The following is a 25019-nucleotide window of genomic DNA, read 5'->3' as shown; positions in this document are numbered from 1 at the left end:
CCGAGACATGCGCCCGCCACTGCGGTAGCCTTGATGTCATTCCAGCCTGCGAGGAATTTCAATGAATGCGGCAAAACCAGCCAGGACGGTGGCGGCATCCGCCATCGACAACCACGTCTACAAAGTCTTTCCCAATGATCTGAACTCCCACGAGACCGTCTTCGGCGGCCTGATCATGGCCAAGTGCGATCGCCTTGCCCTGGTAGTAGCAGAACGCCACTCCGGCCATGTCTGTGTCACGGCTGCGGTGGACTCCATCCACTTCCGGGCGCCGGCCAAAGGGGGGGATACCCTGCTGTTCAATCTGTCGCTAAACCGGGCCTGGGGCTCTTCCATGGAGATCGGAGCCAAGGTATTGGCAGAGAACAGCTACACCGGCGAAACCCGCCATATCCTCTCGGCATTTTTCACCTTTGTCGCGCTGGACGAGGATCATCGCCCGGTGGAGGTGAACGAGGTTCTGCCGGAAACCGCAGAACAGCAGCAGCGTTATCGGGATGCCGAAGTCCGCCGGCAGGGACGGCTGGCCACGAGGGAGAAACTGGCGGCGGCCAAGCCATGACCGGAACGGGCGTTGCATGTGGGGATAGATTTCAAGAATCAGGATAGCCACGTCAGGAACAGCATTGAACTCGGCCCCGCGGCATTAAAAAAGGCGACCCGAAGGTCGCCTTTTTCGTCAACACACGGTGTCGGTCGAGATTAGATGTTCTCGAACTGACCCATGGTGTTGTCCTTACCACCAGCCTTCAGCGCGGCTTCGCCAGCGAAGAATTCTTTGTGGTCGTCACCGATGTTAGAACCAGCCATGTCCTGGTGCTTAACAGTGGCGATACCCTGACGGATTTCCTTACGCTGTACACCAGCAACGTAGGCCAGCATGCCTTCGTCGCCGAAGTAACCCTTGGCCAGGTTGTCGGTAGACAGGGCCGCAGTGTGGTAAGTCGGCAGAGTGATCAGGTGGTGGAAGATACCAGCTTCGCGAGACGCATCACGCTGGAAGTTCGCAGTCCACTCGTCGGCCAGAGTAGCCAGCTCAGTGCTGTCGTAGTCAGCGCTCATCAGCTTGTCGCGGTCGTAAGCGGAAACGTCCTTACCTTCGGCAGCCCAGGCATCGAATACCTGCTGACGGAAGTTCAGGGTCCAGTTGAAGGACGGGCTGTTGTTGTATACCAGCTTGGCGCTAGGAACAACTTCACGGATACGGTTAACCATACCAGCGATCTGGCCAACGTGAGGCTTCTCAGTCTCGATCCACAGCAGGTCAGCACCGTTCTGCAGGCTGGCGATACAGTCCATAACAACACGATCTTCGCCAGAGCCGGCTTTGAACTGGAACAGGCCAGAAGCCAGACGCTTCGGACGAACCAGCTTGCCGTTCTGCTTGATTACAACGTCGCCGTTAGCGATGTCGTCAGCGCTTTCGATCACGTCACCGTCGATGAAGCTGTTGTACTGGTCGCCCAGGTCACCCGGCTCGTTGGTTACAGCGATCTGCTTGGTCAGGCCAGCACCCAGGGAGTCAGTACGGGCAACGATAACACCGTCGTCCACACCCAGCTCCAGGAACGCCAGACGTACAGCGTTGATCTTGGCAAGGAAGTCAGCGTGAGGAACGGTTACTTTACCGTCCTGGTGGCCACACTGCTTCTCGTCAGAAACCTGGTTTTCGATCTGGATACAGCAAGCACCCGCTTCGATCATCTGCTTGGCCAGCAGGTAGGTCGCTTCGGCGTTACCGAAACCAGCGTCGATGTCAGCAATGATCGGCACGATGTGAGTTTCGTGGCCGTCGATGGCAGCTTCGATTTCCTTGGCCTTGGCAGCGTCACCGGCGTTTTCGGCAGCTTCCAGGTCACGGAACAGGTGGTTCAGTTCCCATGCGTCAGCCTGACGCAGGAAGGTGTACAGCTCGCCGATCAGGCTGGAGACAGAAGTCTTCTCGTGCATGGACTGGTCAGGCAGCGGACCGAACTGGGAACGCAGGGCAGCAACCATCCAGCCAGACAGGTACAGGTAACGACGCTTGGTGGTACCGAAGTGCTTCTTGATAGAGATCAGCTTCTGCTGACCGATGAAGCCGTGCCAGCAACCCAGAGACTGAGTGTACTGAGCGGTATCGGCGTCGTAGGCAGCCATATCTTCGCGCATGATCTTGGCGGTGTACTTGGCGATGTCCAGGCCAGTCTTGAACTGGTTCTGGGCGCGCATGCGAGCCGCGTGCTTCGGGTTAATGGCAGCCCAGGTCGGGTTTTGCTTGATCAATGATGCGAGTGCATCAACGTCGCTTGCGTATGGCATGATCTCAGTCCTGTCTTTAGAGGTTTGAGGTACTGCGTTGGGCATCCGTGCGTCACGGACACCGAGTCGGACGACGAGTCGGCCCGCTCAAAAAACAGTCAGGCCGCTGACGTTGGCGACTACTTTAGTGGCTTCGAACTTATAATTGAAATTTATATTATCTATTTCCGGCATTTTTTCCATGAATGGAGAAAATACGCCGTGATCTGATGAACCAACTCGCTGATTTTCTGACCATTCAGAGGCAGCACCCGGCCCCTGTTCAACCGACCATGGCCAGTACGACCAGCCGGTCCCCCGCCTGAAGGTCAAGCAATGTGCCTGCTGGTGGGTTGAGCTCGAGGCGACGGCCATTACCCTGCGCACGATGGTGAAACAGCCCCAGCACCATTTCCCCTCGCTCCGCGGCTGCCGCTTCACAATCCTGGAAACTGGCCGACGCGGTTAATCCATAGGCTTCCGGCGCGCGGAACTGGAACTCAGCCCCACCATGACCAAAGAGCTCGTCCAGAACCTGACGAAGCTCCCGCCGCAGGGCCACCTGGGCCAGCAGGTGACTGAGAATCATCGGGCTGATCAGAATTTCACTGCGACCCCCTCCGAGCAAGGCCTCATTATCAGGGTCACTCAGCTCCTGAATCACCTGGGGGCGCCGCGACTGAGTGGCCAGCAGGTCTTCCAGCAACAGAAACCCCATCATCGCCCGGGCATCGGCTTCCTCTTCTGTCGCCAGGCGGTCGTTACTCATCAGGATCACGCTGTCGTAGTCAGCCGGCTGCAGCCGCCGCAGCTCGCCGTCCACCAGGTAATCGGCCTCGATCTGACGCACCTTGACCCGTTCCAGAGCATCGGCCACTCCGGTCAGGGCCCCCTCCCGCCTGGCCAGCGGCACTACCGAGACCACATCAATATCAAAGTGACAGGCAGCGTATCGGTTGAACTCGGCGAGCATGACCGGCACTTTCCGACTCCAGCCTAGAATCAGGATGCGCCGGGACGTCGCTACAACCGCCCGAGCCGGAGGTGCGCTTGCGACGGACAGAGTGGACGCCGCCGCTGAGGAGGTATCTGTATCAGTATGCTCATAGCGTCGCGCCAACATCACCACCCGGTCACCCGCTTCAATCACCGTGTCAGCCGGGGCCAGTAGCCGGGTTTCCCAGCCGCTATCACGGCGGCGCATCAAGCCCAACACCCGGACACCAGACCGGCGGCCAGCCAGTTCGGCGAGCGTCAGGCCCGCAGCGGTTTCGCCACTCCGCAAGTAAAGCTGGTTGCCTTCACTGGCGGTGAGCAGTTCGGTATAGAGTTCCGAAATACCCGGATGCAATACCGTCTTGACGATCAGCCGGCTGATGGTGGCATCACCCGCCACCACTTCCACGGCACCGGGATAGGCTTTCTCAATCACTCGCTGCTTGCGGGGGTCGCGCAGTTCAGCCACCACAAACGGCAGCGATTGCTTGCGCTGACGGGCCTGGGCGGCAATTGATAATAATGCCTTGACCGTTTCCACATCCGAGGTCACCAGTCCGTCGGTCTCCTGGCGGGTGCCAGGAATGATCACCGCAGCGGCATCCAGACAGGCCACTCGTTCCAGCGCTTCCGGCTGAATCGCCAAGCCCGAACGGAGGATCACCTGGCGTGCCTTGCGGCCGATGTCGGGCTCATTGCTCAACTCCAGAGCCTGACGGGCAGACACTTCTTCTGCCAATACCACCAGGCGTAGGCGCCTGGCATCGTTCAATTCCAGAAAACGTCGGACTCGCGGCGATGCTTCCAGCAGTTCCGCCACCAGCGGCAAGGTCAGCGGAGTCCACCCCAGCACCACCACATGATTGCGCAGTGACACCGGGGTCAGGCCGCGCTCCAGATTGTTCATCAGCGCGATCAGCCAGCGGGTAAGGATGGCCACCAGCGCCCCCAGGAACACCACATAACCGAGCAGGGTCAGCAGGGTGGAGACGAAACGCTGCCAGTTGCCGGCATCATCCCCCAGGTATCCGGGATCGGTCAGCCGCAGAAAGGCCCACCAAACAGCCGCGCCAAGACTATCGAACGCGCCATCCACCGGCGCCACCAGCAGCCCGCCTGCCAGCGAGATCAGTCCAATCACCATGGCCACGATGACCAGCTGGAAAGCGGCTCCCCTGACGAACTGGCGTTCGACAAAGAACTTAAGGCGGTCAATGAATCGCAACGGCAACATAGATCGGTTCTCCGAATCCGGATTTACGGGCAAGCCGCAGGAAACAGCAGACACACCCAAACACCGGCAGGTTATCCGACAATACCCGTCTCGGCCATAGTCGCCATCAAAGCCAGATCAATACCGCCATGACCCGGCACCCGCAGGGTCGGGTTACCGGTAAATCGACGCCGCACCGGCCGGACGGGTCTTGAAGCGTTTATGCAGCCACAGGTACTGATCCGGGAAACGGCGAATGGCCTGTTCGATAAAGCCGTTCCAGATGCGGGCATCCTGCTCAGGGTCCAGACCAAACGACTCCTGAATCTCAGAGAACTCGACCCGGTAGTTACCATCGGGTGTCCGCAGATGGCTGACACAGATGACCGCGGCACCAGATTCCCGTGCAATATAGGTTGGCGTAGTAATGCAGCCGGTATCGACCCCGAAGAAAGGAACAAACAGCTCGGTCTTGCCACCGAAATCCTGATCACAGCCATACCAGACCTGACCACCCTCCCGAAGGAAGCCCATCATGTCTTTTAACTGACGTTTGTTGAACGGCTGGATACCAAAGTGGCGCCGGCGCCCGCGCTCAATCATCCGGTCAATGACCGGGTTGTTGTTGGGGCGATACATGTATCCCGGCTTAGTCAGTTGGCAGGCAATCAGCGGTAAGGCCAGGTCAAGAATGCTGTAATGAGCGCCAATCAGCAGCACCCCCCGGTTCTGGGCTATTGCCTCCTGCAGATGCTCAAGCCCGACCACCTCAGTCTTATGCTGTAGCGACTCGGTGTCTCGCCACCAGCAGTGAAGACTTTCAAAAATACCCAGACTGCAGGAAACAAAGGCGTCCTCCGCCAGTTGCTCACGCTCGTCGGGGGTCAGTTCGGGAAAGCAGGCCGCCAGGTTTGCCGACACGGCTCGTGCCCGTGATTTCAGTTTGCGATGCAGCAACCGGCCCAGGCGAGCCGCCAGCGAACGCTTGCGCGCCATGGGCAACAGGGACAACAGATAGAGGACAAAAACAATGCCCCAGGAGGGCCAGAACGCCGGGTGCCACAGCGATCGGGACGCCATACGATTACGTTTGCTCACGACAGGAGAACCTATAAATGCAGAGTGTGTGCCGCCAGGGCTCACAATGGTTACCTGTCGGAGGGGCGCAGAGCGTGACACAATAGGTTCAGTTTTTCAGTAAACTCCTGTAACTCACCCGGCAGTCGCTTCCGGAGAATCTGATGACGAAACCCGGTCATTACCTGCTGTGCTCAGTACTGCTTGCCGTCGCGGGCTGTTCCAGCCTCGACGCCATCCACCGTGAAGGCGCTCGCCACGACGCCTCTCGCCCGCTGCAAACCCTGTATGAGACCCGCATCATTGAGGCTGCCACCGGCACGCCACAAACACTGCCAGCCTTGGCCGAAACCCTGGTTGAGGCCGATGTGGTGGTGATTGGCGAATACCACGGCCACCCGGGCGCGCACCTGTTACAGTCACAAATTCAGCAAGCCCTTTACCAACGGCGCCCAGATCAGATCCTCACGCTGGAGCAGTTCGCCATCGACCGGCAGCCCGCACTGGATCGCTACCTGGCCGGAGAAACCGGGGAGCGGGAAATGATCGAGGAGGCCGCAGCCTGGGCAAATTACCAGGCGTCCTATCGGCCATTGGTGGAGTTTGCCATTGCCAACGACCTTCCGGTCATCGCCACCAACGCTCCCCGCGAGGTGGTTCGCTGTGTTGGCCGTCAGGGCACAGGCTATCTGGATACCCTGACCCCGGACGTTCGCGCCACCCTGCCGGAACCGCCATTCCCCGGCTCCACGGCCTATCGGGACAAATTCCTCGCCACCATGGCCGGTGGCAGCCACGGTAGCCGCGACCAAAGCCGGCTGATGAACAGCTACCAGGCCCAGCTGCTGCGCGACTACACCATGGCCAGCCGCATCCTTGTCGCCCTCGAACAGCATCCCGGGGCCCAGATTCTCCATCTCACCGGCACGTTTCACAGTGAAGACCACCTTGGGACCGTTCAAGCCATACAGCAACAGGCGCCGGATCTCGACGTCGTTGTGCTGTCGCCCATTTTCAGCGACAGCGAAGGTGCCTTTCCCGACCTTGCCGGACAGCGCGACAGGGGTGATTTTCTCTACCTGCTGTCCCCTTTGCCGGTTCAGTTCAGGGATGCCCAGCGGCAACTCCGTGACCTGCAGCGGCGCTTTGCCGACGCCCCCCCAATCGACTGTCAGCCGGAGCCCTGAGCCTATCGGGCAAATCACCATGCCCAATGGGACAACCGTTGTTCGTCCCCGCCCGGATTCGCCGCCCGACCAGCGCTCGCCAGCCCGCTACCGGCAAGGGCTGGCAGACCATGACCACCCGCCAGTCCCCTGATCTTGGCCGCGCTTACGCGGCGCCTCCCGCCTGACGGCCAATCCCCCTCCCTGAAGAGCCCCGTACCTTAGGATTCATAAACCCCAGCCACATCCGCTGGCACCCGGTCCATCAAGCGGTACGGTGCCAAGCTGAACCCGATAACAAGAGGTTGACCTCATGAGCCAACAACACTTTGACGTTCTGATCGTTGGTGCCGGCATTTCCGGCATCGGTATGGCCTGCCACCTGACCCGTGAATGTCCCAACAAACGCTACGCCATTCTGGAGCGTCGTGAAGCCATCGGCGGCACCTGGGACCTGTTCCGTTACCCGGGCATTCGTTCCGATTCCGACATGTACACCTTCGGATACAACTTCCGCCCCTGGACCGGCGGCAAAGTGTTGGCTGATGGCCCCTCAATTAAGAAGTATGTGGTCGAAACCGCCGAGCAGTTCGGCGTCACCGACAACATTCGTTTCGGGCGCAAGGTCACCAACACCAACTGGTCCAGCGCTGACAAGTGCTGGACCGTGGACGTTGAGTGTGAAAAGACCGGTGACAAAGAAACCTACACCGCCAACTTCGTGGTGGGCTGTACCGGCTACTACAACTACGATGCCGGCTTCAAACCGGACTTCCCGGGCGAGGCCGACTTCAAGGGTCAGGTTATCCATCCCCAGCACTGGCCGGAGAACCTTGATTACAGCGGCAAGAAAGTGGTCGTGATCGGTTCCGGTGCCACTGCCATCACTCTGGTTCCGACCCTGACCGACAAAGCCGAGCATGTCACCATGCTGCAGCGGTCGCCGACCTACCTGATGCCGCTGCCCTCCATTGACCCCGTGTCAGTGGCCATGCAAAAGGTGCTGCCGGACAAACTGGCCTATCGCCTGACCCGGGCTCGCAACATCACCCTGGCACGGACCATTTTCGAGCGTGCCCGCAAGAACCCGAAAGCGGTTCGTCGCCTGCTGCTGGGCATCATTCGCAGCCAGTTGTCCGGCAAGGCCGACATGCGCCATTTCTCTCCCAGCTACAACCCGTGGGACCAGCGCCTATGCGTGGTGGCTGACGGCGACCTGTTCAAGGCCATCAAGGCGGGCAAGGCCTCCATGGCCACCGACCACATCGAACGCTTTACTGAGAACGGCATCCGGCTGAAGTCCGGTCAGGAACTGGAAGCGGACATCATCATCACCGCCACTGGCCTGGACGTGCAGATCATGGGCGGCATGGAGATCAAGGTCGATAACCAGCCGCTCAAGGTCAGCGATACCATGCTGTACAAGAATGTGCTGGTGGAAGGCCTCCCCAATGCCGCCATGATTGTTGGCTACACCAATATTTCCTGGACTCTGAAGGCCGATATTGCCAGCGAATATGTCTGCCGCCTGCTCAACCATATGGATCGCAAGGGGCACAAGGTCTGTGTGACCCGGGATGTTGAGAACAGCCGTACCGAAGACACCATTCTCGGCTCCCTCGAGGCTGGCTACATCAAGCGTGCTGCCGACCGCCTGCCTCGCCAGGGCAGTCACGGCCCCTGGAAGGCGTCCCAGAACTACCTGGAAGACGTCAAGACGCTGCGATTCGACCCGATCGAAGACGGCCACATCGAATTCGATGGCCGCAGAAGCAAAGCTCAGTCCAGCCGCAGCCGCAGCTTCATCGCACCACTGCGTTCGGCCCTGTTCGGCGCCTGATCCTGCCTGGCCCGGCTGATGGACATCACGCCGGGCTTTTTTCACCCCCATCCAGAATCCGCTGAAACACCTCCCGATCGGCTTCACTGAACAGTACAAAACGCACCCGTCTCAGGCTCGTCAGTTCGGCGGCGCAGCCCCATACGGCGGCGAGGGCAACCTCCGCAGCTTCCGCCAGCGGGTAACCGAATACCCCCGTGGAAATGGCCGGAAAGGCAACCGACACCAAGCCATGGCGATCCGCCAGCCGCAACGCATTGCGGTAGCAAGCTGCCAGCAGTTGAGCCGAGGGCTCATCAACACCGTACACCGGGCCCAGACAATGAATCACATGGCGATTGGGTAAACCGAACGCATCAGAGATCACCGCTTCACCGGGGTGGATCGGCGCCAGTGGCCGACAAGCCTGCGCCAGCTCCGGCCCAGCCGCCCGATGAATAGCGCCTGCTACGCCAGCTCCGGATAGCAACTGGGCATTGGCCGCATTCACCACCGCATCGATATCAGGTTGGCGAGCAATATCACCGCGTACGCATTCAATGGTCAGTATAGCCATGAGGATCTCCTGAGGATGTTGACCAACCTGCCAACCAGCATGGCACATAATGGCCGACGGCCGCGGCAGCCATCATGGATGATGACTTGACGGTCACCGGTATCTGGGCAATGTTGACCTTTTCCCACCACCGAAAGGACTCACTATGAAAACCCTTCCCACGCTGATTGTTGCCGTTGCGGTCATCTTCTCCTCCAGCCTGATCATGGAGGGTCTGATGGCTCTGCGCACCAGCGACCGGTTTGTGACCGTCAAGGGCGTGGCTGAGCAGGAGGTTAAGGCTGATCTGGCCCTTTGGCCGCTGCGATTTGTGGCCACCGGTGACACCCTGCAGCAAGCCCAGGATGATGCCCGCGCCAGCCGCGACGCCATCATGGCCTTCCTACAACTTCAGGCCATTGCCAGTGAGGCGGTGGAACTGCAACGCCTGGACGTGACCGACACCCGCGCCAACCCCTATCAGAACCAGGGCGGCGCTCAGCGCTTTATCATCAGTCAGACGCTGATGGTTCGCAGCGGCGATATCACCCGTGTCCAGCAGGCGGCTCAGGGAGTGAGTGAACTGGTGGACTCTGGCGTCGTGCTGTCAGCGGACTATGGCAACAGTGGTCCCACCTACCTGTTCAGCCGTCTTAACGAGATCAAACCGGACATGATTGCCCGGGCCACCGCTGCCGCCCGGGAAGCGGCCAGCCAGTTTGCCCAGGATGCGAACACCACCCTCGGCGGCATTCGCCGGGCCAATCAGGGCGTATTCCAGATTCTGCCAAGGGATCAGGCCCCCGGAATCAGCGAAGGACAGCAAGCCGTCAAAACCGTCCGGGTGGTTACTACCGTCGAGTATTACCTGGAGTAGCCCCCCAGGCCTCAGCGCGCCGGGGTGACTCGGTCCGCGGGATCCGCTTCGTGACGCCAGAGCCACTGCTCCAGGGCCGTCAAGAACTGAGCATAGTCATCCCGAATACGCCGCCACATGGGCTCCAGGTCACCACGACCGGCCTTTACTCCCTGCTCAAGTTCCAGCGACAGCCTGGTCACCGGAGTGTCTCCCAGACTACCAATCAGGCCGCGCAGGGAGTGCAGGGCGGCCGCGGCCTTACCACTGTCCCCTGCCTGCCAATCCGCATAGGACTGCTCCAGAGGCGCCTGCCCCCGATCCCGAATATTACGGGCGATCGCCAGCACCGCATCGCGGGCACCCGCCTGACTCGCGGTGGCCAGCAACAGGCGCTCAAGGTTACCCAGCAGGCCACCCCCCTCACTTGCAGCAGCTGTCGCTGCCAGACCCTGCCCCTTGTGGCCGAGGTGACGGACCAGGGTGCTGATCAGATCTTCCCGCACCACAGGCTTAGCCACAAAGTCGGTCATACCCGCCCGCTGGCAGTTAGCCCGCTCACTCGCCAGAACACCGGCACTCATGGCTAACACCGGCAGGTTCAGCCCCAACCGGTCACGAATCAGGCGGGTCGCCGTCAACCCATCCATCACCGGCATCTGTACGTCCATCAACACGGCGTCGAAGCGGGTGGGCTGTTCCTGCAGGGCATCCAGGGCCTGCTGGCCATCAGCCACCGTAATGACGTCTGCGCCGGCCTGCTGCAAAAAATGTGAGGCAACAATCTGGTTCAGCTCATTATCCTCAACCAGCAGCAGGCAGGCACCTTGCAGATCCGCACCTTCCGGCTGCTCAACCACAGGTTCCGGGGCCGCCACCTCCGTATCCACGGCCAGCAACGCCCGCAACTTATCGAGCAGACGCCGGCGCGTCACCGGTTTGACCAACACCCCGGCAATCAGCGGGGACATTATTCCGAACTCCTGGGGAACCTCATCGTGGGGCGTAACCAGACACAACACCACCAAATCGGGGTTGGCGATGGCTGCTTTCAGTTGTGCAAACAGTTCAACCCGGTCGGGGGCATCAGGGAGCCGGTCAATCAGCAGGATGTCATAGCCAGGCGCCCGTCTGGCCTTGGCCAGGGCTTCGGCCGGATCGCCGGTGCTGTCAATCGCCAGGTTCGGCAAGCTGAACGTACGAGCCATACAGTCACGGCAGGTCTCGCTGGCATCCAGCATCAACACCCGCCGCCCCGAGAGCGTCTCCGGCAGTGCCTCCGCCAGCGCACCCGGCGCCAGCGTAAAAGGCACCGTCAGGGTAAAGCAACTGCCCTGCTCCGGCGTGCTCTCAACCTGGATACCGCCCCCCATCAATGACGCCAACCGGCTGGAAATCGCCAGCCCCAGACCGGTGCCGCCAAACCGCCGGGTCGTCGACGTATCGGCCTGGGTAAAGGCACTGAACAGGTGCCGCTGGTGATCTGCATTCATACCGATACCGGTATCCCGGACGCGGCAACGGAGGGTGACCTGGCCTTCTCCGCGAGCGGCAACCTCAATCAATAATGCAACTTCGCCGCGCTCCGTGAACTTGAGGGCATTGGACAACAGGTTGAGTAGCACCTGACGCACCCGAAGCTCATCCCCCACCACCCATCTGGGCACATCGGCAGCCACCCCAATCACGGGCTGCAAGGCCTTTTTGCCTGCCCCGATCATCATCACAGTGGCCAGTTCCTCAACCAACCCATCCAGATCAAACGGTTCTGCTTCGATATCCAGTCGCCCCGCCTCGATCTTTGAAAAATCGAGGATGTCATTGATGATCTCGGTGAGCGTCTGGCCGGCCGTCTGAATCATCTCGACATAGCGTCGTTGATCACCGTTCATCGGGGTCTTGGCGAGAATCTGCGACATCCCGAGCACCGCGTTCATCGGTGTACGGATCTCATGGCTCATGTTGGCCACGAAGTCACTTTTTGCCCGATTGGCTTCTTCAGCCGCTTCCCGGGCCTGTTGCAGCCGCTCCTCCGCCAGTCGCTGGTCCGTAACGTCGCGCAGTATGACCCCAACGAAATCCTCGTTTTCACTGCGCCAGTGGGACATCGAATACTCGACCGGAAACTCGTGCCCGGACGGATCGATACACTCGGCCTGGATGTGTTCAATCCGGTTAGCGGGCGCCGTCCTGGCCATAAGATGGCCAACAGCCGCCGTGACTTCAGCACGGCGGCCAGGTACGAACAACTGTGCCACCGCCATGCCCACTAGATCCGCTTCCGACCGGCGAAAACATTCACTGGCCGCCGGGTTGGCCGAGGCGATGCGCCCGTCACCGTCGACAATGAAAATGGCTTCGTTGGCATGATCCGCCAGCGCAGAGAATTTCTGTTCAGACCGAGTCAATGCGGAGGTCAGCCCTTCGGCCAGCATCAGCGCCCGTGACCGCGTAAACACTAGCGCCCGTACCACCGAAAACAGCAGGAAGCTGATCACCACACCGCAGATCAAGATGATCTGCGCTTTTTGCAGGTCCAGGGAATCCATGAAAGCCGGCCGCGAGGTCACCCGGATGGTCCAGCTACGATCAATGATCTCGACCGGCACCGTCGAGATAAAAGGATCGGCCATTAACGGGTCACTAACAACCTCGCCGGGCGACTGGTAGAGCAGGTCCTCAAGCCGCTCGGATTCTCCATCGAACACTTCAATCGATACCCCGGTAAACTGTTGTTTGAGGATGCCGGTCATCAGGTCGTCCATTCGGAATGGGCTATACACCACCCCCTCCATCTGTGCCCTGCGCTCTGCCACCGTCGCCGGTACGGTGCCATTCCGGTAAAGCGGCAGGTACATGAGAAAGCCTGCCTGCACCCCGACATTGACTTCCTGAACCAGCGTGATCCTCGCGGATACCGAGGTTGCGCCGCTGTCGCGGGCGGTGGCGATGGCCTGGCGCCGTCGTTCCTCTGAGAACATGTCGTAGCCATGGGCACGCTGGTTCCGCCAATCAAAGGGCTCCAGATAAGCGATTGACACGTAGACGTCCCGAGTTCCGTCCGGCTTTACGTCAAAATCGGGAAAACCACCGTGACGTACCGACGATACGAAGTCCTGTTTCTTTTGCTCACTGTCGAGGTAACGGGCAAAGCCCACCCCCTGTATGCCGGGATAATTCTCTGTCAGCGCCAGGTCAGCAACAAAACGCGCCCATTCCGAACGGGACACCTGCTCCGAGGCGTTGAACAAACCCACCCCTCCGCGCAGGACCTGCTGATAGTCCAGCATGCGATCGGCAACCCGCTCACGGATGGTGCTGGCGAGGTATTCAAATTGTTCCGCGCCCTTCTCCTGAACCGTGTCCATGGCCTGGCGCCACAACAAGGTGGTGGTACCCAGGGCAAACAGCAACACCGCCCAGGGCAGCAGAATTTCCCGCCGGCGCGCCGAAGCCTGCTGCCGCTGCTCTTTAAGGTCCGCCGCCAGTACCAGACCGGCGCAGACCCACAGCACGACAAAGGCATCGAGGGCCAGCAGCGAATCGTTGATGCTGCTATAAACAAACGGCCCCTGGCCGCCAATGGTGGTGTAGATTGCCAGACTCGAGACCGCAGCCGCACACAGCGTGACCCCATGCAGGCCGAATCGGTAGGCTGCACAAGCTAACGCGGGTACCAGCAGGAACGTCAACAGGCGGGTGTCGACCGCATTGGTCAGGGATTCCAGGAAGATCAGGTCGCACACCAGCGCAACGGCCAGGGCCAACATCCCGGCGTGCAGCACCGACCGCATTCGCCAGCGCGGTAGCTCACGCCAGACCAGGATAAGCGGCGTTAGCACCAGCATACCGACGCAATCCCCCAGCCACCAGGCGGCCAATATCTCATCCGCCACCGGCCAGGGGCCAAAGCCCAAACCCACGAGCGTGGCGGTACCGACCAGCGCACTGATGCTGCAGGCCAGCGCCACAATCAACAGGTACCGGAAGACCACGGCTACCGAGCCGAAGCTCAGCGCAGGCCCCAAGGTACGTCGAATGAAGTGCGCGGCGACCCAGGCCTCGAGGGTGTTTCCAACAGCAATCACAGCCGAAGCTCCACCGTGCAGCATCCAGCTGTCCGCGGAGATGCCAAAGCTGGCCACGTTGACCAGCAGGGCACCAACAGTGATCGCGGGCCAGAACCGCGGCCCCGCCAGCAACAAGGCCGCCAGGGCAATGCCTGACGGAGGCCAGACTGGCGAAACATTGGTGGTTTCAAAGGCCAGCGATAACCCGAAATGGCCGGCAACAAAATACACCAGGATAATGCCTGCGGCCGTGAGCAGCCCCTTGCTACGTGTCATCGTGTGTCCTTCCTGCATCTTCAGGTCGCTGCCATACCTACGCCCCGCCCTCCAGGGCCAACCGAATCCAAGGGCCCGTTACTGGGTCTGGACCATGTCATCCGTCACCTGGTAGTGACCCGACAGCCACCCCAGCACTTCCTGGGCACCAGGGTGGTCATAACGTCGGTAGATCTCTTTGAGTTGCTCAACCCTGGCGGCGGATAATCGGGATAATCCGCCATCTTCAAGCGTCAGAATATCCCGCTGCAACTGCGCTGCCAGCGGCTCTCCCAAGGTGAGTCGGGCCGCGTCAAGAAACGCCTGGCCATACTGGTAACGTTCGCCCTCCCGGTAACTCTCAATCAGTGTCAGCGCGGGAATCCGGGTCAGGGTCGGCTGCAAAGCAGGATTGATTCCATGTCCGGCCAGGTGGTGAGCATTGCTGGCGGGCCGGCCCGTGAAGGCTCGGAGGTGCAGGTGACGGGACATCCGGTCGCCGTCATTGACCGGGTAGTTATCCCACAGGAACGGTTGCCGTTCCAGCTGCCCGGCGACCCGCGCCAAATGCCCAGGTGAGATTTCCCGGGAGCACACTTCCTCCCCGGTCCAGAACACCTCCACGCCAGGATCCAGTGCCCGACCCAGGTCTTCAAGATAGTTGTCCGGACGCTGGCCAAACACCCGGTCCAGGACACCATCGTCAGAATAGTAGCTGGGGCAGACAAACAGGCGGCTGGCCCGGGTTCGGGCCTTCACCCAGTGGACTATGTCCGCCTGTGTACGCGCCAGGTCCGGGGTGTCGCTTTTCATGTCATCAAACAGGATCGCCAGGTCGTCGATGCCGAGCCCATCAAGAAAGGCAAGCTTGTCCGTCAACGCTGAGCGGGCCGCATCATCGAAGTGATTGAAGACCTCAAACGGGCTCAGGCCAATACCAAAACGCACCCCCAGACTGCGGCAGAACGCCGCAAAGCTGGCCAGTCTCGCCGCCTCTTCCGGCGGGTGGGGCAGCTGCCAGCAGCGCCGCAGATAGCGGTCCGCCTTGGGCGCGTACAGGTAGAAACGGTAGCCCCGGGGGGCCAGAGCTTCCACCAGCTGTTCACGTTCATGCCAGTGCCAGAGCGGCCCATAGAAGCCTTCGATAATGCCAAGTTCGGGTAACATCGTGTCCGCCATCGTTGTTCAGCTGTCTTCAGGCCCCACCCACATGAAGGGGTTGTGGGCCAGTTCCCAGAGGTGACCGTCAGGGTCGGCAAAGTAACCCGAGTAGCCACCCCAGAACACTTTCTGCGGCTTCTTGACCTCGGTGGCACCGGCGGCTACGGCTTCCGCCATCAGCTGATCGACCGCTGCCTCCGATGCCAGATTGTGGGAAATGGTCACGGCCCGGAATCCCTGCCCCTGCGCCGGCACCCCAGCGTCCTCGGCCAGGGCCTCGCGACCGTAAAGGCCAAGCCAGGTGCCATTAAGCGGAAAAAACGCCACCGACGGCGGGGATTCCAGCTGAGACAGCCCCAGCCCGTCCCGGTAGAAGCGTATGGAGCGATCCAGGTCTTCGACCCCCAGGGTAATCATGCTCATACGTGGTTTCATCGCCTGCTCCTTTTTCTCAAGACCGTCCTTTCCTACCTATCCCATGACCGGCGGACACACTACCAGGGCAGCGTGTCGCCATTGCTGTGCCAGAAGGCACCGGAATGGTCCAGGTCAAGCTCAGCAATACGCTGGGCCAAGCCTTCGGCGGCTTGGTCCGGCGTGATCAGACCACCGAAGTTTACCATCCGCGTCTTGACGTAACCGGGATGCAACTGGATAACCGCAATGCCTCGCGGTTTCAGGTCCACCGCCAGAGATTTGCCAAAGGCGTTGAGAGCCGCCTTGGAAGCGCGATAGCCATAACGCCCGCCGGAATCGTTGTCGGCAATGGACCCCATGCGGCTGGTGATATTGGCCACCTTGCTGCCGGTACTGAGATTCGCCAGTAATGCCTCGGTTACCCGCAACGGTGCATAGGCGTTGATTTCCATCTGCTGGCGAATGGAGTCGAAGTCGATCTGGCCAAGCTGTTCATCCTGCAGCAGACCGGCGTTATTGATCAGCAGATCCAGCGGGGTATCGTCCAGTGCCTCAACCAGCCGGCCAACCTCATCGTCCCGGGTAACATCGATGCCCTCGATCACCCTGGCGGCCACCTCCGTCAGTTCATCAGAACCCTGCCGGCAGACGCCAATCACCTGCCAGCCCTCACCCGCGTAATGTCTCGCCAGCGCCAACCCCACCCCCCGGTTTGCCCCGGTGATCAGTACAGTTTTCATCTGTGTCTCCTGTTCAGAAAGGTCGCTGCCGCCATGCTACCTCATTTCAGCGCGCGTCGTTCCGGTTGTACCGGTAACCGGGGTCTACGACTTATGACTAACTACCCCTGACCGCATCATCTACCATAATAGAAGATCGAATCCGCATTAGACGGATACGTCGGGACTGGAGCCGCTCCGGACCCATTGCTGTCACATCAAACAATCACAATAACGACACATAGGATCGATGAACCATGAAATTACGTTCTGTGTTCTCTGCCCTGACCCTCACCCTGGCCACCGTCTTCACCTCCAGCCAGGCGGTTGCAGAAGAAACCTTTACCCTGCGCCTGGCCGAAACCTGGGGGCCCAATTTCCCGATCTTTGGTGACACGACCAAGAGCATGGCGCGTATGGCCGAGGAAATGTCCAACGGCCGCCTGCAGATTCGAATTGACTCCTCTAACCGTCACAAAGCCCCCTTTGGCATTTTCGATATGGTCAAAGCCGGTCAGTACGACATGGGCCATTCGGCGTCCTACTACTGGAAAGGCAAAGTGCCCAACACGCTGTTCTTCACCAGCATGCCTTTCGGCATGACCGCTCAGGAACAGTACGCCTGGTTCTATTACGGCGATGGCATGGACCTGATGCAGGAAGTCTATGAACCGCACAACATGCTCTCCTTCCCCGGCGGCAACACCGGCATCCAGATGGGCGGCTGGTTCAACAAGGAAATCAATTCCCTGGACGATCTTCAGGGCCTCAAAATGCGCATCCCCGGATTCGCCGGCGAAGTCTTTGCCGAGGTTGGCGTCAACCCGACCAACATTGCCCCGGGTGAGCTGTACACCGCACTTGAGCGTGGCACCATTGATGCCGTTGAGTGGGTCGGACCGGCGCTGGACCTGCGCCTTGGTTTCCAGCAGATCGCCGATTACTACTACACCGGCTGGCACGAACCGGCCACTGAACTGCAGTTCCTGATCAACAAGGACAGCTGGGAAAAACTGCCGGCTGATCTTCAGCAAATCCTGCAAATTGCCATGCGGACCGCCTCGTACGACATGCTGATCATGAGCATGCACGAAAACGCCAACGCCTGGGCGTCGATCCAGTCGGATTTCCCGGATCTTCAGGTGCGCACCTTCCCGGATGACGTCATCCAGGCCATGTACGACGCCAACAGCAAACTCCTGCAGGAAGCCGCCGAGCGTGACGACCTGGCCCGACGTATTGTCGATTCCCAGGCGGAATACCTGAGTAACGCCCGAGCCTACACCAACATTTCTGATCGCGCCTACCTCAACACCATGGCTGAGCTGGAGTAAACTGAGCGCCATCTACACCGGGGCTGCTCCTTGAGTTGCCCCGGTTTTGTCGTTTCATAAAGCTCAAACAAAGGCCGGGCTCCTGCACCGGCGAGAGGTAACACCATGCGCTGGATTGTGAAACTGGATAACGGGCTCGCCCGGATATCCAGAGCCTGCGGCTGGGTGGCCTGTGTGGCCATGATACTCATGCTGTTCAATGTGTTTTACGACGTCATCACCCGCTACATTTTCAACGACGTGTCCATCGGCATGCAGGAATTGGAGTGGCACCTTTACTCCATGGTGTTCCTGCTGGGCATTCCCTACGCCCTGCAGACCGACGGCCACGTCCGGGTCGATGTGTTCTACGCCAGTCGCAGCAACGCCTTCAAGGCCTGGGTTAACCTCATTGGTGCTGCGGCATTTGTCATTCCATTCGCCATCCTGATTGGCACCTACGGTTACAGCTTCGCGGTGGAATCCTACAACCTGAATGAAAGTAGCGGCGACCCTGGCGGCCTGCCCTATCGCTGGATCATCAAGGCCGTGATTCCACTGTCGGCCCTGTTTATCGCTACCAGCGGCCTGGGCATGGTCACCTACGCCCTGCGGGTGCTGAAAGGTGAACAGAGCTACGATGTCGAACACAGCGGAGGGGGACTGGCATGATCGGTATTATCATGTTCGGCGTCTGCCTGCTCATGCTGCTCTGGGGCTTTCCCGTCGCCTTTACGTTCGGCGGTGTTGCCCTGGTCTTCGGACTGATTTCCCAGGGCCCGGAACTGTTTGCCTTCATGCCATTCCGCATCATGAGTGTGATGCAGAATACGGTAATGATGGCCATTCCCCTGTTCATCTTCATGGGGGTGGTGCTGCAACGCACCAAGCTGGCCGAGCAACTGCTGACCTCCATGGGCCGGCTGTTTGGTGGTCTGCCCGGAGGTCTGGCTATTTCCACCATTCTGGTTGGTGCGCTGCTGGCGGCCTCGACCGGCGTCGTCGGCGCCAGCGTGGTCGCCATGGGCCTGATCTCACTACCGGTGATGCTGGCCCACAACTACGACAAGCGGCTGAGCTGCGGCACCATCTGTGCATCGGGAACCCTGGGCCAGATCGTGCCGCCTTCCATCATCCTGATCATCCTCGGCGATGTGCTCGGGCTACCGGTCGGCGACCTGTTCAAGGCCGCGGTGATTCCAGGGCTGGTGCTGGTCGGCCTCTACATTGTCTACATTCTGGTTCTGACCCGATTCAAGCCCCAGACCGCACCGGCCATGCCGGATGACTCCGGACTGAGCCGCAAGCAGGAAATTGTCAGCGCTCTGTTTGCCATCATCCCGCCCCTGGCACTGATCGTCATCGTGCTCGGGTCCATCTTTACCGGGATCGCCACTCCCACCGAATCGTCCGCCCTCGGCGGCGTCGGTGCGCTGGTACTGGCCATCGCCTACCGGCAGTTCTCCTTCAAGATGATCTGGGAAGCGGCCCATGACACGGTCAAGGTGACCGCGATGGTGTTTGCCATCCTGATCGGTGCTACCGCCTTCTCCATGGTCTTCAGCTACAGTGGTGGTGATTATCTGCTGGAAGAGTGGATCATGCAGCTGCCGGGCGAGAAGTGGGGCTTCCTGATTCTGGCCATGGTCGTGATCCTGGTGCTCGGGTTCTTTATCGACTTTGTGGAAATTTCCTTCATCGTCGTGCCTATCCTGGCGCCCATTGCCGAGTCCCTTGGCATCAACATGCTCTGGTTCGCGATACTCATCGCCATGAACCTGCAAACCAGCTTCCTGACGCCACCGTTCGGATTCAGCCTGTTTTACCTCAAGGGGGTGTCACCGCCGTCGGTCACCACCATGGATATCTACAAGGGCGTACTGCCCTTCATCGTACTGCAGGCCCTGGTGCTGCTGGCGATATTTATCTTCCCGGAATGGTTCGGGATGAGTGCCTCAAGTGGTTATTCGGGCTACTGAGCCCGATCTGCACCACCTCCGCACGTCCCCAGCAACCCCGGCCAGCTCGCCGGGGTTGCTACTTACTACGGCCAACATGACAAAACCTGATCATTTTCTATACTGGACACAGAACTAGCGACTCTCAGCCCGCTGTCGAGACTCCTTACCCGCCGCACCTGCGTGCGTGGTTGCGAACGGACCAGCACCCAAGGGAGGTCAGCACCCATGAGTTCGAGTACCGCCAAAAAGCTCCGTCCACAGAGCAGGCACCCCGACGAGTATGCCCATACTCTGTCGCTAGCGGAGACCGGTCAGCCGGTGGATCGCGACCCCCATAGCTACGAGCGCTGGCTCATTACCAAACTGCTGCGGATGAGCGGTTCCCCCCCCATCGCGTTCCGGCTGTGGAACGACGACGTGGTCACTCCGGATACCGGCTACCCCAAATACACCGTCTCGGTCAAAGACCCGAAAGCCTTGTTCTCACTGGTGACCAACCCCAACCTGGCGTTCGGCGACCTCTACAGCGCCGGTCGCCTGGAGGTAGACAACGACCTGCCCGCACTGATGGCGGACCTCTACCGTTCGATCCATCGCGCCCGGGAAGACTGGCCCAAGTGGCTGGAGGCCTTGTGGCGCAATCACCCGCCACGCTCAACCAGTCTGGAGGACGCCCGGGACAACATCCATCACCATTACGATCTGGGCAACAACTTCTACAGGCTCTGGCTTGATCGGGCGGAAATGCAGTACACCTGCGCCTACTACGAACGCCCGGACCTGACACTGGAACAGGCCCAGTTGGCGAAGCTCGAACACGTCTGCCGCAAGTTGCGACTCAGACCGGGGCAGACCGTGGTCGAGGCAGGCTGCGGTTGGGGCGGGCTGGCCCGCTACATGGCCCGCCATCATGGCGTCAGGGTCATGGCCTACAACATCTCCAGGGAACAGATTGTCTACGCCCGCGCCGAAGCCCGCCGTCAGGGGCTGGAGGACCGCATCGAATACATTGAGGATGACTATCGCAACATTTCCGGCCAATTCGATGCCTTTGTCTCCATCGGCATGCTTGAGCACGTTGGCAAGGACCACTATCCACAACTGGCGGAACTGATCCAGCGCTGCCTCAAGCCCCATGGCCTGGCCCTGTTGCACAGCATTGGCCGTAACCGCCCCATGCTGATGAACGCCTGGATCGAGAAACGGATCTTTCCCGGCGCCTACCCGCCGAGCATCGGCGAGTTCCTGTCCATCTGCGAGTCCGGCCACTTCTCGGTGCTGGATGTGGAAAACCTGCGCCTGCATTACGCCCAGACCCTGACGCATTGGCTTGAACGCTTCGAGCAGCATCGCGTCGATATCAGCGCCATGTATGACGAACGCTTCACCCGAGCCTGGCGCCTGTATCTGGCGGGCTCCATTGCCGCCTTTGACGTGGGTTCGCTGCAATTGTTCCAGGTGTTGTTTACCCACGCCGATAACCACCAGCTGCCGCAGAGCCGCTGCGACATCTACCAGTCACCGGCAGCGCCGGAGGATTACTGAGATGGACAACTACGACCTGATTATTGTGGGCGGCGGGCCGGCCGGATCTACCCTGGCCTGGGCCCTGAGAGACAGCGGCAAACGTATCCTGCTGATCGACAAGCAGGCGTTCCCCAGGGACAAGACCTGTGCTGGCTGGGTAACCCCGGCGGTGATGGACAGTCTCCAGATCGACCCGCTGAAGTATGGCCAGGCTCACACCCTTCAGCCCATCCGTCGCTTTCGCATCGGCATGATGGGCCACCCGGCGGTGGAAAACGACCATGGTGAGGTGGTCAGCTACGGCATTCGCCGCTATGAGTTCGACGATTTCCTGCTCGACCGGGCCGATGCAGACAAGGCCCTGGCCAGCCCTGTTCGCAGCATCGAACGCCAGGGCGGCCAGTGGATCATCAATGACACCTGGGAAGCCCCGCTACTGGTCGGCGCAGGCGGGCACTTTTGCCCGGTCGCCAAGCTGCTGGGGGACGGTCCCGGTGGCCATGAAACCGTGGTGGCGGCCAAGGAAGTGGAATTCGAAATGACACCGGAACAGGCCATTCGCTGCCAGGCCCGCGGGGACACCCCGGAGCTGTGGTTTTGCGACGACCTCAAGGGCTATGCCTGGGTTTTCCGCAAAGGCAACTTCCTCAACATCGGCCTCGGACGCGAGGACAATCACAAGCTCAGCGACCACCTGCAGGACTTTGTCAGCAACATGCAGGCTTCCGGCCGGATACCTTCAGATCTGCCAGGCCGTTTCAAGGGCCATGCCTACCTGCTTTACAATCATGCCGAGCGTCCCCTGCTGGACGACGGTGTGCTACTGATCGGTGATGCCGCCGGTCTGGCTTATACCCAGAGTGGAGAAGGCATCCGCCCTTCCGTGGAATCGGCATTACTGGCAGCCCAGGTTATTCAGCAGGCCCGTGACTACTCGGCCAGCTCATTGAAGACCTACGGCGAAGCGATTGGCGAGCGCTTCGGCGCCCGCGCCCTGAACCGGCACGAGGGTTGGCAGATGCCCCACTGGGTGCGTAATCCACTGGCCGGAACCCTGATGCGTTCCCACTGGTTCACCCGCAAGGTGGTCACCGAGCGCTGGTTCCTCCATCAGGACGTTCCCCCCCTGAAGCTTGCGGTCTGACAAACCACAGGCAAAAAAAATGGCGATCCTGAGATCGCCATCGTTCGGCTCCGGGGCTTACTGGCCCAGGTAACTGCGGTACATCCAGACCAGCTTTTCCTGCTGGGAGATGTAATCGCTCATCAATGACACCGTACCTTCGTCGTCGGCGTCTCCCGCCATCGCCAGCAACTCTCGCTGCTTCTTGATCAGCTTGGCAAAACTGTCAACGATCTCCCCTACAGCGCTGCGGCCGTCAGAGACGTCCTTGCTTTCGCTGACTTCAGAGCGTTCCAGGTAGGCACTGTAGGCGTGCGCAGGTCGGTGCCCCAGAGTCAGTACGCGCTCGGCGACTTCATCGACCTTCAGCAGCAGGTCGTTGTACAGCTCCTCGAACTTAGCGTGCAGCTCGAAGAAGTTCTCACCCTTGATGTTCCAGTGGTAGCCACGAACGTTCATATAAAAGATCTGGTAATTGGCCAGCAGCTCGTTGAGGGCATCTGCCAGAGACTGAGTCTTCGCTGTATCCAGTCCGATAATATTGGTCGTCATGTAAGAGCTCCTTTCATGGTGGAAAACGTGCCAACAGACACTGAAAACTTGACGAAACCACTATAGCCAGATCGATCAGGCCCGTGAAATTTATCTACACAATTCAAGCAATAGGCTCTAACTATAAACAACCACTAAAGAATGGGAGATAAACATAGCTATTGGCTATCATCGCCAGAGCAACTTTCTAATCGATAAACATTCTCACTTGCTTTTAAATAGCGCCATAGCCTAATCGCAACAGCAACCGTTTCAGCAGGAGCAGGTCATGAGCGCATTGAAAGTCTTCGTCCACAACCACGGGCCGGCAGGCGACAATTCACTGATCAAGACCATCACCTTTGCCATAACCCACTTCACCGTGGCGTTCATGGTCGCTTACCTGCTCACCGGCGATGTTCTGGTCGGTGGCCTCATCGCCATGGTGGAACCGGCAATCAATACCGTCGCCTACGTTATCCACGAACGGGTATGGCAAGGCCGCCAGCAGCGCCGGGACACTGACCGCGCAAGGGTCAACGCCAGCCCGGCCCGGTGAACGCGCTGTCCTCCCGGGCGGCTTGTGCCGGATCGAGACGGTCTATCGCCGTGAAGACCAGCTCGGTGCTCAGCGCCTGCAACTGCTCACGCGGAATCGCGACCGCCAGGGTAAGATCCCGGCTTTCTCCCGGCGCGAGCGAGACCTCAGACGGCCCGTCGATACTCAGCCCTGCCGGCCCCTCAACCCCCAGGCGGAAGGATCTCGGCTGCGCCGCCTTGTTCAGCAACCGGAGCTGATAACTGTTCTCTACCCGGCCCGCGTTGTCATAGCGAAACAGCCCGCGATCCTTGGCCACGTCCAGGCTTACCAGCGGTCGTGACACCAGCACCCAGCCCAGTGCGACGACCATCGCCACCAGCACCACCGCATAGCCCACCAGCCGCGGGCGGAAAGGTCGAAAGCGGCCACCTGCGAGCTGCTTCGCGCTGGCATATCGAATCAGCCCCCGCTCGTACCCCATCCGGTCCATGATGGAATCACAGGCGTCGATACAGGCCGCACAACCAATACAGGCCATCTGCAGACCATCGCGGATATCAATACCGGTGGGGCAGACCTGAACACACTGCTGACAGTCAATGCAGTCACCCAGACTGTCGCTGGCAGGCACCACGTCACGTTTACGATGGCCCCTCGGCTCACCGCGAGCGGCGTCATAACTGATCACGACCGAATCGTCGTCGAGCATGACCGACTGGAAGCGCCCGTAGGGACACATGTGCAGACACACCTTCTCCCTCAGCCAGCCCGCATTGATATAGGTTGCTGCCGTAAAGAATGCAATCCAGAACCCGGCAATTGCTCCGGTTTCCAGAGTCAGCAGCTCAGCGACCAGAGGGCGGATGGGCGAGAAGTAACCGACAAAGGTCACCCCGGTCGCGACGCTGATGGCCAACCACAGGGTGTGCTTCTGCAGCCGCCGCATGACCTTATTCCACCCCAGCGGAGACTGGGCAAGACGAATACGCTGGTTGCGGTCGCCCTCAGTGACTTTTTCCGCCCACAGGAACAGCCAGGTCCACATGCTCTGGGGGCAGCTGTAACCGCACCAGACCCGCCCGGCCAGGACCGTGATAAAAAACAGGCCGAAGGCACAGATCACCAGCCCCGCCATAAGCAGGGTCAGATCCTCCGGCCAGAACGTGGCACCGAAAATGTGAAACTGGCGTTGGCTGATATCCCACAGCACAGCCTGGCGGCCATCCCAGGACAACCAGACCGTGCCGAAATACAGGGTAAACAATAACAGACCGCCGACAATGCGCAGAGTACGGAAACGGCCGCTGAAGCTTTTGGTGACGATGGCCTGAGTGGCCACCGGGATATTGATTGCAGGAATGCGTTCAGTCATGGCTGACCCCTGGTGAAGAAACTGGCGTGAGGCCAGTGTCGCCAGACCCGGGTCAGAGAAACAGAC

The 25019-nt window shown here is 59.9% G+C and carries 21 protein-coding genes; 11 read left to right on the top strand and 10 right to left on the bottom strand.

The window, feature by feature from the left end:
• The first annotated feature begins 61 nt into the window (after positions 1–61).
• Complete coding sequence (locus tag BLV11_RS01070; RefSeq protein ID WP_091811093.1) at positions 62–562, top strand: acyl-CoA thioesterase; 501 nt, start codon at positions 62–64, stop codon at positions 560–562.
• Between the two features lie 140 nt (positions 563–702).
• Here BLV11_RS01070 and BLV11_RS01065 read toward each other — a convergent pair whose 3' ends face one another.
• The 3 genes from BLV11_RS01065 to BLV11_RS01055 form a co-directional block, all read right to left on the bottom strand.
• The gene (locus tag BLV11_RS01065) at positions 703–2301 is read right to left on the bottom strand and encodes an isocitrate lyase (RefSeq protein ID WP_091811092.1); all 1599 of its coding nucleotides are present in this window, start codon (positions 2299–2301) and stop codon (positions 703–705) included.
• A 262-nt stretch (positions 2302–2563) separates the two neighbouring features.
• Positions 2564–4510 (bottom strand): CASTOR/POLLUX-related putative ion channel, encoded by a 1947-nt coding sequence (locus BLV11_RS01060; RefSeq protein WP_091811091.1) that lies wholly within the window; start codon positions 4508–4510, stop codon positions 2564–2566.
• Positions 4511–4663: 153 nt separating this feature from the next.
• Complete coding sequence (locus BLV11_RS01055) at positions 4664–5587, bottom strand: LpxL/LpxP family acyltransferase (protein ID WP_245725871.1); 924 nt, start codon at positions 5585–5587, stop codon at positions 4664–4666.
• Positions 5588–5730: 143 nt separating this feature from the next.
• On the opposite strand from BLV11_RS01055, the gene BLV11_RS01050 reads away from it, so the two are divergent.
• From BLV11_RS01050 to BLV11_RS01045, 3 genes are all read left to right on the top strand, one after another.
• Positions 5731–6753 (top strand): ChaN family lipoprotein, encoded by a 1023-nt coding sequence (locus tag BLV11_RS01050; protein WP_091811089.1) that lies wholly within the window; start codon positions 5731–5733, stop codon positions 6751–6753.
• A 38-nt stretch (positions 6754–6791) separates the two neighbouring features.
• A complete protein-coding gene (locus BLV11_RS18585) occupies positions 6792–6920 on the top strand; it encodes a hypothetical protein (protein ID WP_281242725.1) in 129 nt (42 codons plus the stop codon).
• A gap of 125 nt (positions 6921–7045) precedes the next feature.
• Positions 7046–8572 (top strand): flavin-containing monooxygenase, encoded by a 1527-nt coding sequence (locus BLV11_RS01045; protein ID WP_091811088.1) that lies wholly within the window; start codon positions 7046–7048, stop codon positions 8570–8572.
• Positions 8573–8597: 25 nt separating this feature from the next.
• Here the strand turns inward: BLV11_RS01045 and BLV11_RS01040 are convergent, their stop codons facing one another.
• Positions 8598–9128, bottom strand: coding sequence for a macro domain-containing protein (locus BLV11_RS01040; protein ID WP_091811087.1), 531 nt, complete (start codon positions 9126–9128; stop codon positions 8598–8600).
• Positions 9129–9273: 145 nt separating this feature from the next.
• Between BLV11_RS01040 and BLV11_RS01035 the strand changes: the two genes are divergently transcribed.
• Positions 9274–9984, top strand: a complete 711-nt coding sequence (locus BLV11_RS01035) for an SIMPL domain-containing protein (protein ID WP_091811086.1) — start codon at positions 9274–9276, stop codon at positions 9982–9984.
• An 11-nt stretch (positions 9985–9995) separates the two neighbouring features.
• Here the strand turns inward: BLV11_RS01035 and BLV11_RS01030 are convergent, their stop codons facing one another.
• The 4 genes from BLV11_RS01030 to BLV11_RS01015 all read right to left on the bottom strand — a co-directional run bounded on the left by BLV11_RS01030 (position 9996) and on the right by BLV11_RS01015 (position 16606).
• Complete coding sequence (locus BLV11_RS01030) at positions 9996–14309, bottom strand: CHASE domain-containing protein (protein ID WP_175528245.1); 4314 nt, start codon at positions 14307–14309, stop codon at positions 9996–9998.
• Between the two features lie 78 nt (positions 14310–14387).
• Complete coding sequence (locus tag BLV11_RS01025) at positions 14388–15455, bottom strand: beta-N-acetylglucosaminidase domain-containing protein (RefSeq protein ID WP_091811357.1); 1068 nt, start codon at positions 15453–15455, stop codon at positions 14388–14390.
• A gap of 18 nt (positions 15456–15473) precedes the next feature.
• Positions 15474–15884, bottom strand: coding sequence for a VOC family protein (locus BLV11_RS01020; RefSeq protein ID WP_091811084.1), 411 nt, complete (start codon positions 15882–15884; stop codon positions 15474–15476).
• 59 nt (positions 15885–15943) lie between these two features.
• Positions 15944–16606 (bottom strand): SDR family oxidoreductase, encoded by a 663-nt coding sequence (locus tag BLV11_RS01015; protein ID WP_091811083.1) that lies wholly within the window; start codon positions 16604–16606, stop codon positions 15944–15946.
• Between the two features lie 236 nt (positions 16607–16842).
• Here BLV11_RS01015 and BLV11_RS01010 point away from each other — a divergent pair, with 236 nt between their 5' ends.
• From BLV11_RS01010 to BLV11_RS00990, 5 genes are all read left to right on the top strand, one after another.
• Positions 16843–17919: a TRAP transporter substrate-binding protein gene (locus BLV11_RS01010; RefSeq protein ID WP_091811082.1), complete on the top strand. Its 1077-nt coding sequence runs from the start codon at positions 16843–16845 to the stop codon at positions 17917–17919.
• Between the two features lie 105 nt (positions 17920–18024).
• Complete coding sequence (locus tag BLV11_RS01005) at positions 18025–18570, top strand: TRAP transporter small permease subunit (protein WP_091811081.1); 546 nt, start codon at positions 18025–18027, stop codon at positions 18568–18570.
• A complete protein-coding gene (locus tag BLV11_RS01000) occupies positions 18567–19877 on the top strand; it encodes a TRAP transporter large permease (protein ID WP_091811080.1) in 1311 nt (436 codons plus the stop codon). The genes BLV11_RS01005 and BLV11_RS01000 overlap by 4 nt, the downstream gene beginning before the upstream one ends.
• A gap of 207 nt (positions 19878–20084) precedes the next feature.
• Positions 20085–21404 (top strand): SAM-dependent methyltransferase, encoded by a 1320-nt coding sequence (locus BLV11_RS00995; protein ID WP_091811079.1) that lies wholly within the window; start codon positions 20085–20087, stop codon positions 21402–21404.
• A 1-nt stretch (position 21405) separates the two neighbouring features.
• A complete protein-coding gene (locus BLV11_RS00990) occupies positions 21406–22530 on the top strand; it encodes an NAD(P)/FAD-dependent oxidoreductase (RefSeq protein WP_091811078.1) in 1125 nt (374 codons plus the stop codon).
• 57 nt (positions 22531–22587) lie between these two features.
• On the opposite strand, the gene BLV11_RS00985 is transcribed toward BLV11_RS00990, so the two are convergent.
• Positions 22588–23061, bottom strand: a complete 474-nt coding sequence (locus tag BLV11_RS00985; RefSeq protein WP_091811077.1) for a Dps family protein — start codon at positions 23059–23061, stop codon at positions 22588–22590.
• 268 nt (positions 23062–23329) lie between these two features.
• Between BLV11_RS00985 and BLV11_RS00980 the strand changes: the two genes are divergently transcribed.
• Positions 23330–23599: a DUF2061 domain-containing protein gene (locus BLV11_RS00980; protein ID WP_175528244.1), complete on the top strand. Its 270-nt coding sequence runs from the start codon at positions 23330–23332 to the stop codon at positions 23597–23599.
• Here BLV11_RS00980 and ccoG read toward each other — a convergent pair.
• On the bottom strand, positions 23577–24953 hold the full coding sequence (gene ccoG / locus BLV11_RS00975; protein ID WP_091811076.1) for a cytochrome c oxidase accessory protein CcoG: 1377 nt from the start codon (positions 24951–24953) through the stop codon (positions 23577–23579). The genes BLV11_RS00980 and ccoG overlap by 23 nt on opposite strands.
• Positions 24954–25019: the final 66 nt, after the last annotated feature.

This window comes from Marinobacter mobilis, assembly GCF_900106945.1.
Classification (GTDB): Bacteria; Pseudomonadota; Gammaproteobacteria; order Pseudomonadales; family Oleiphilaceae; genus Marinobacter; species Marinobacter mobilis.
This window is presented reverse-complemented; position numbering and strand designations above follow the sequence as displayed.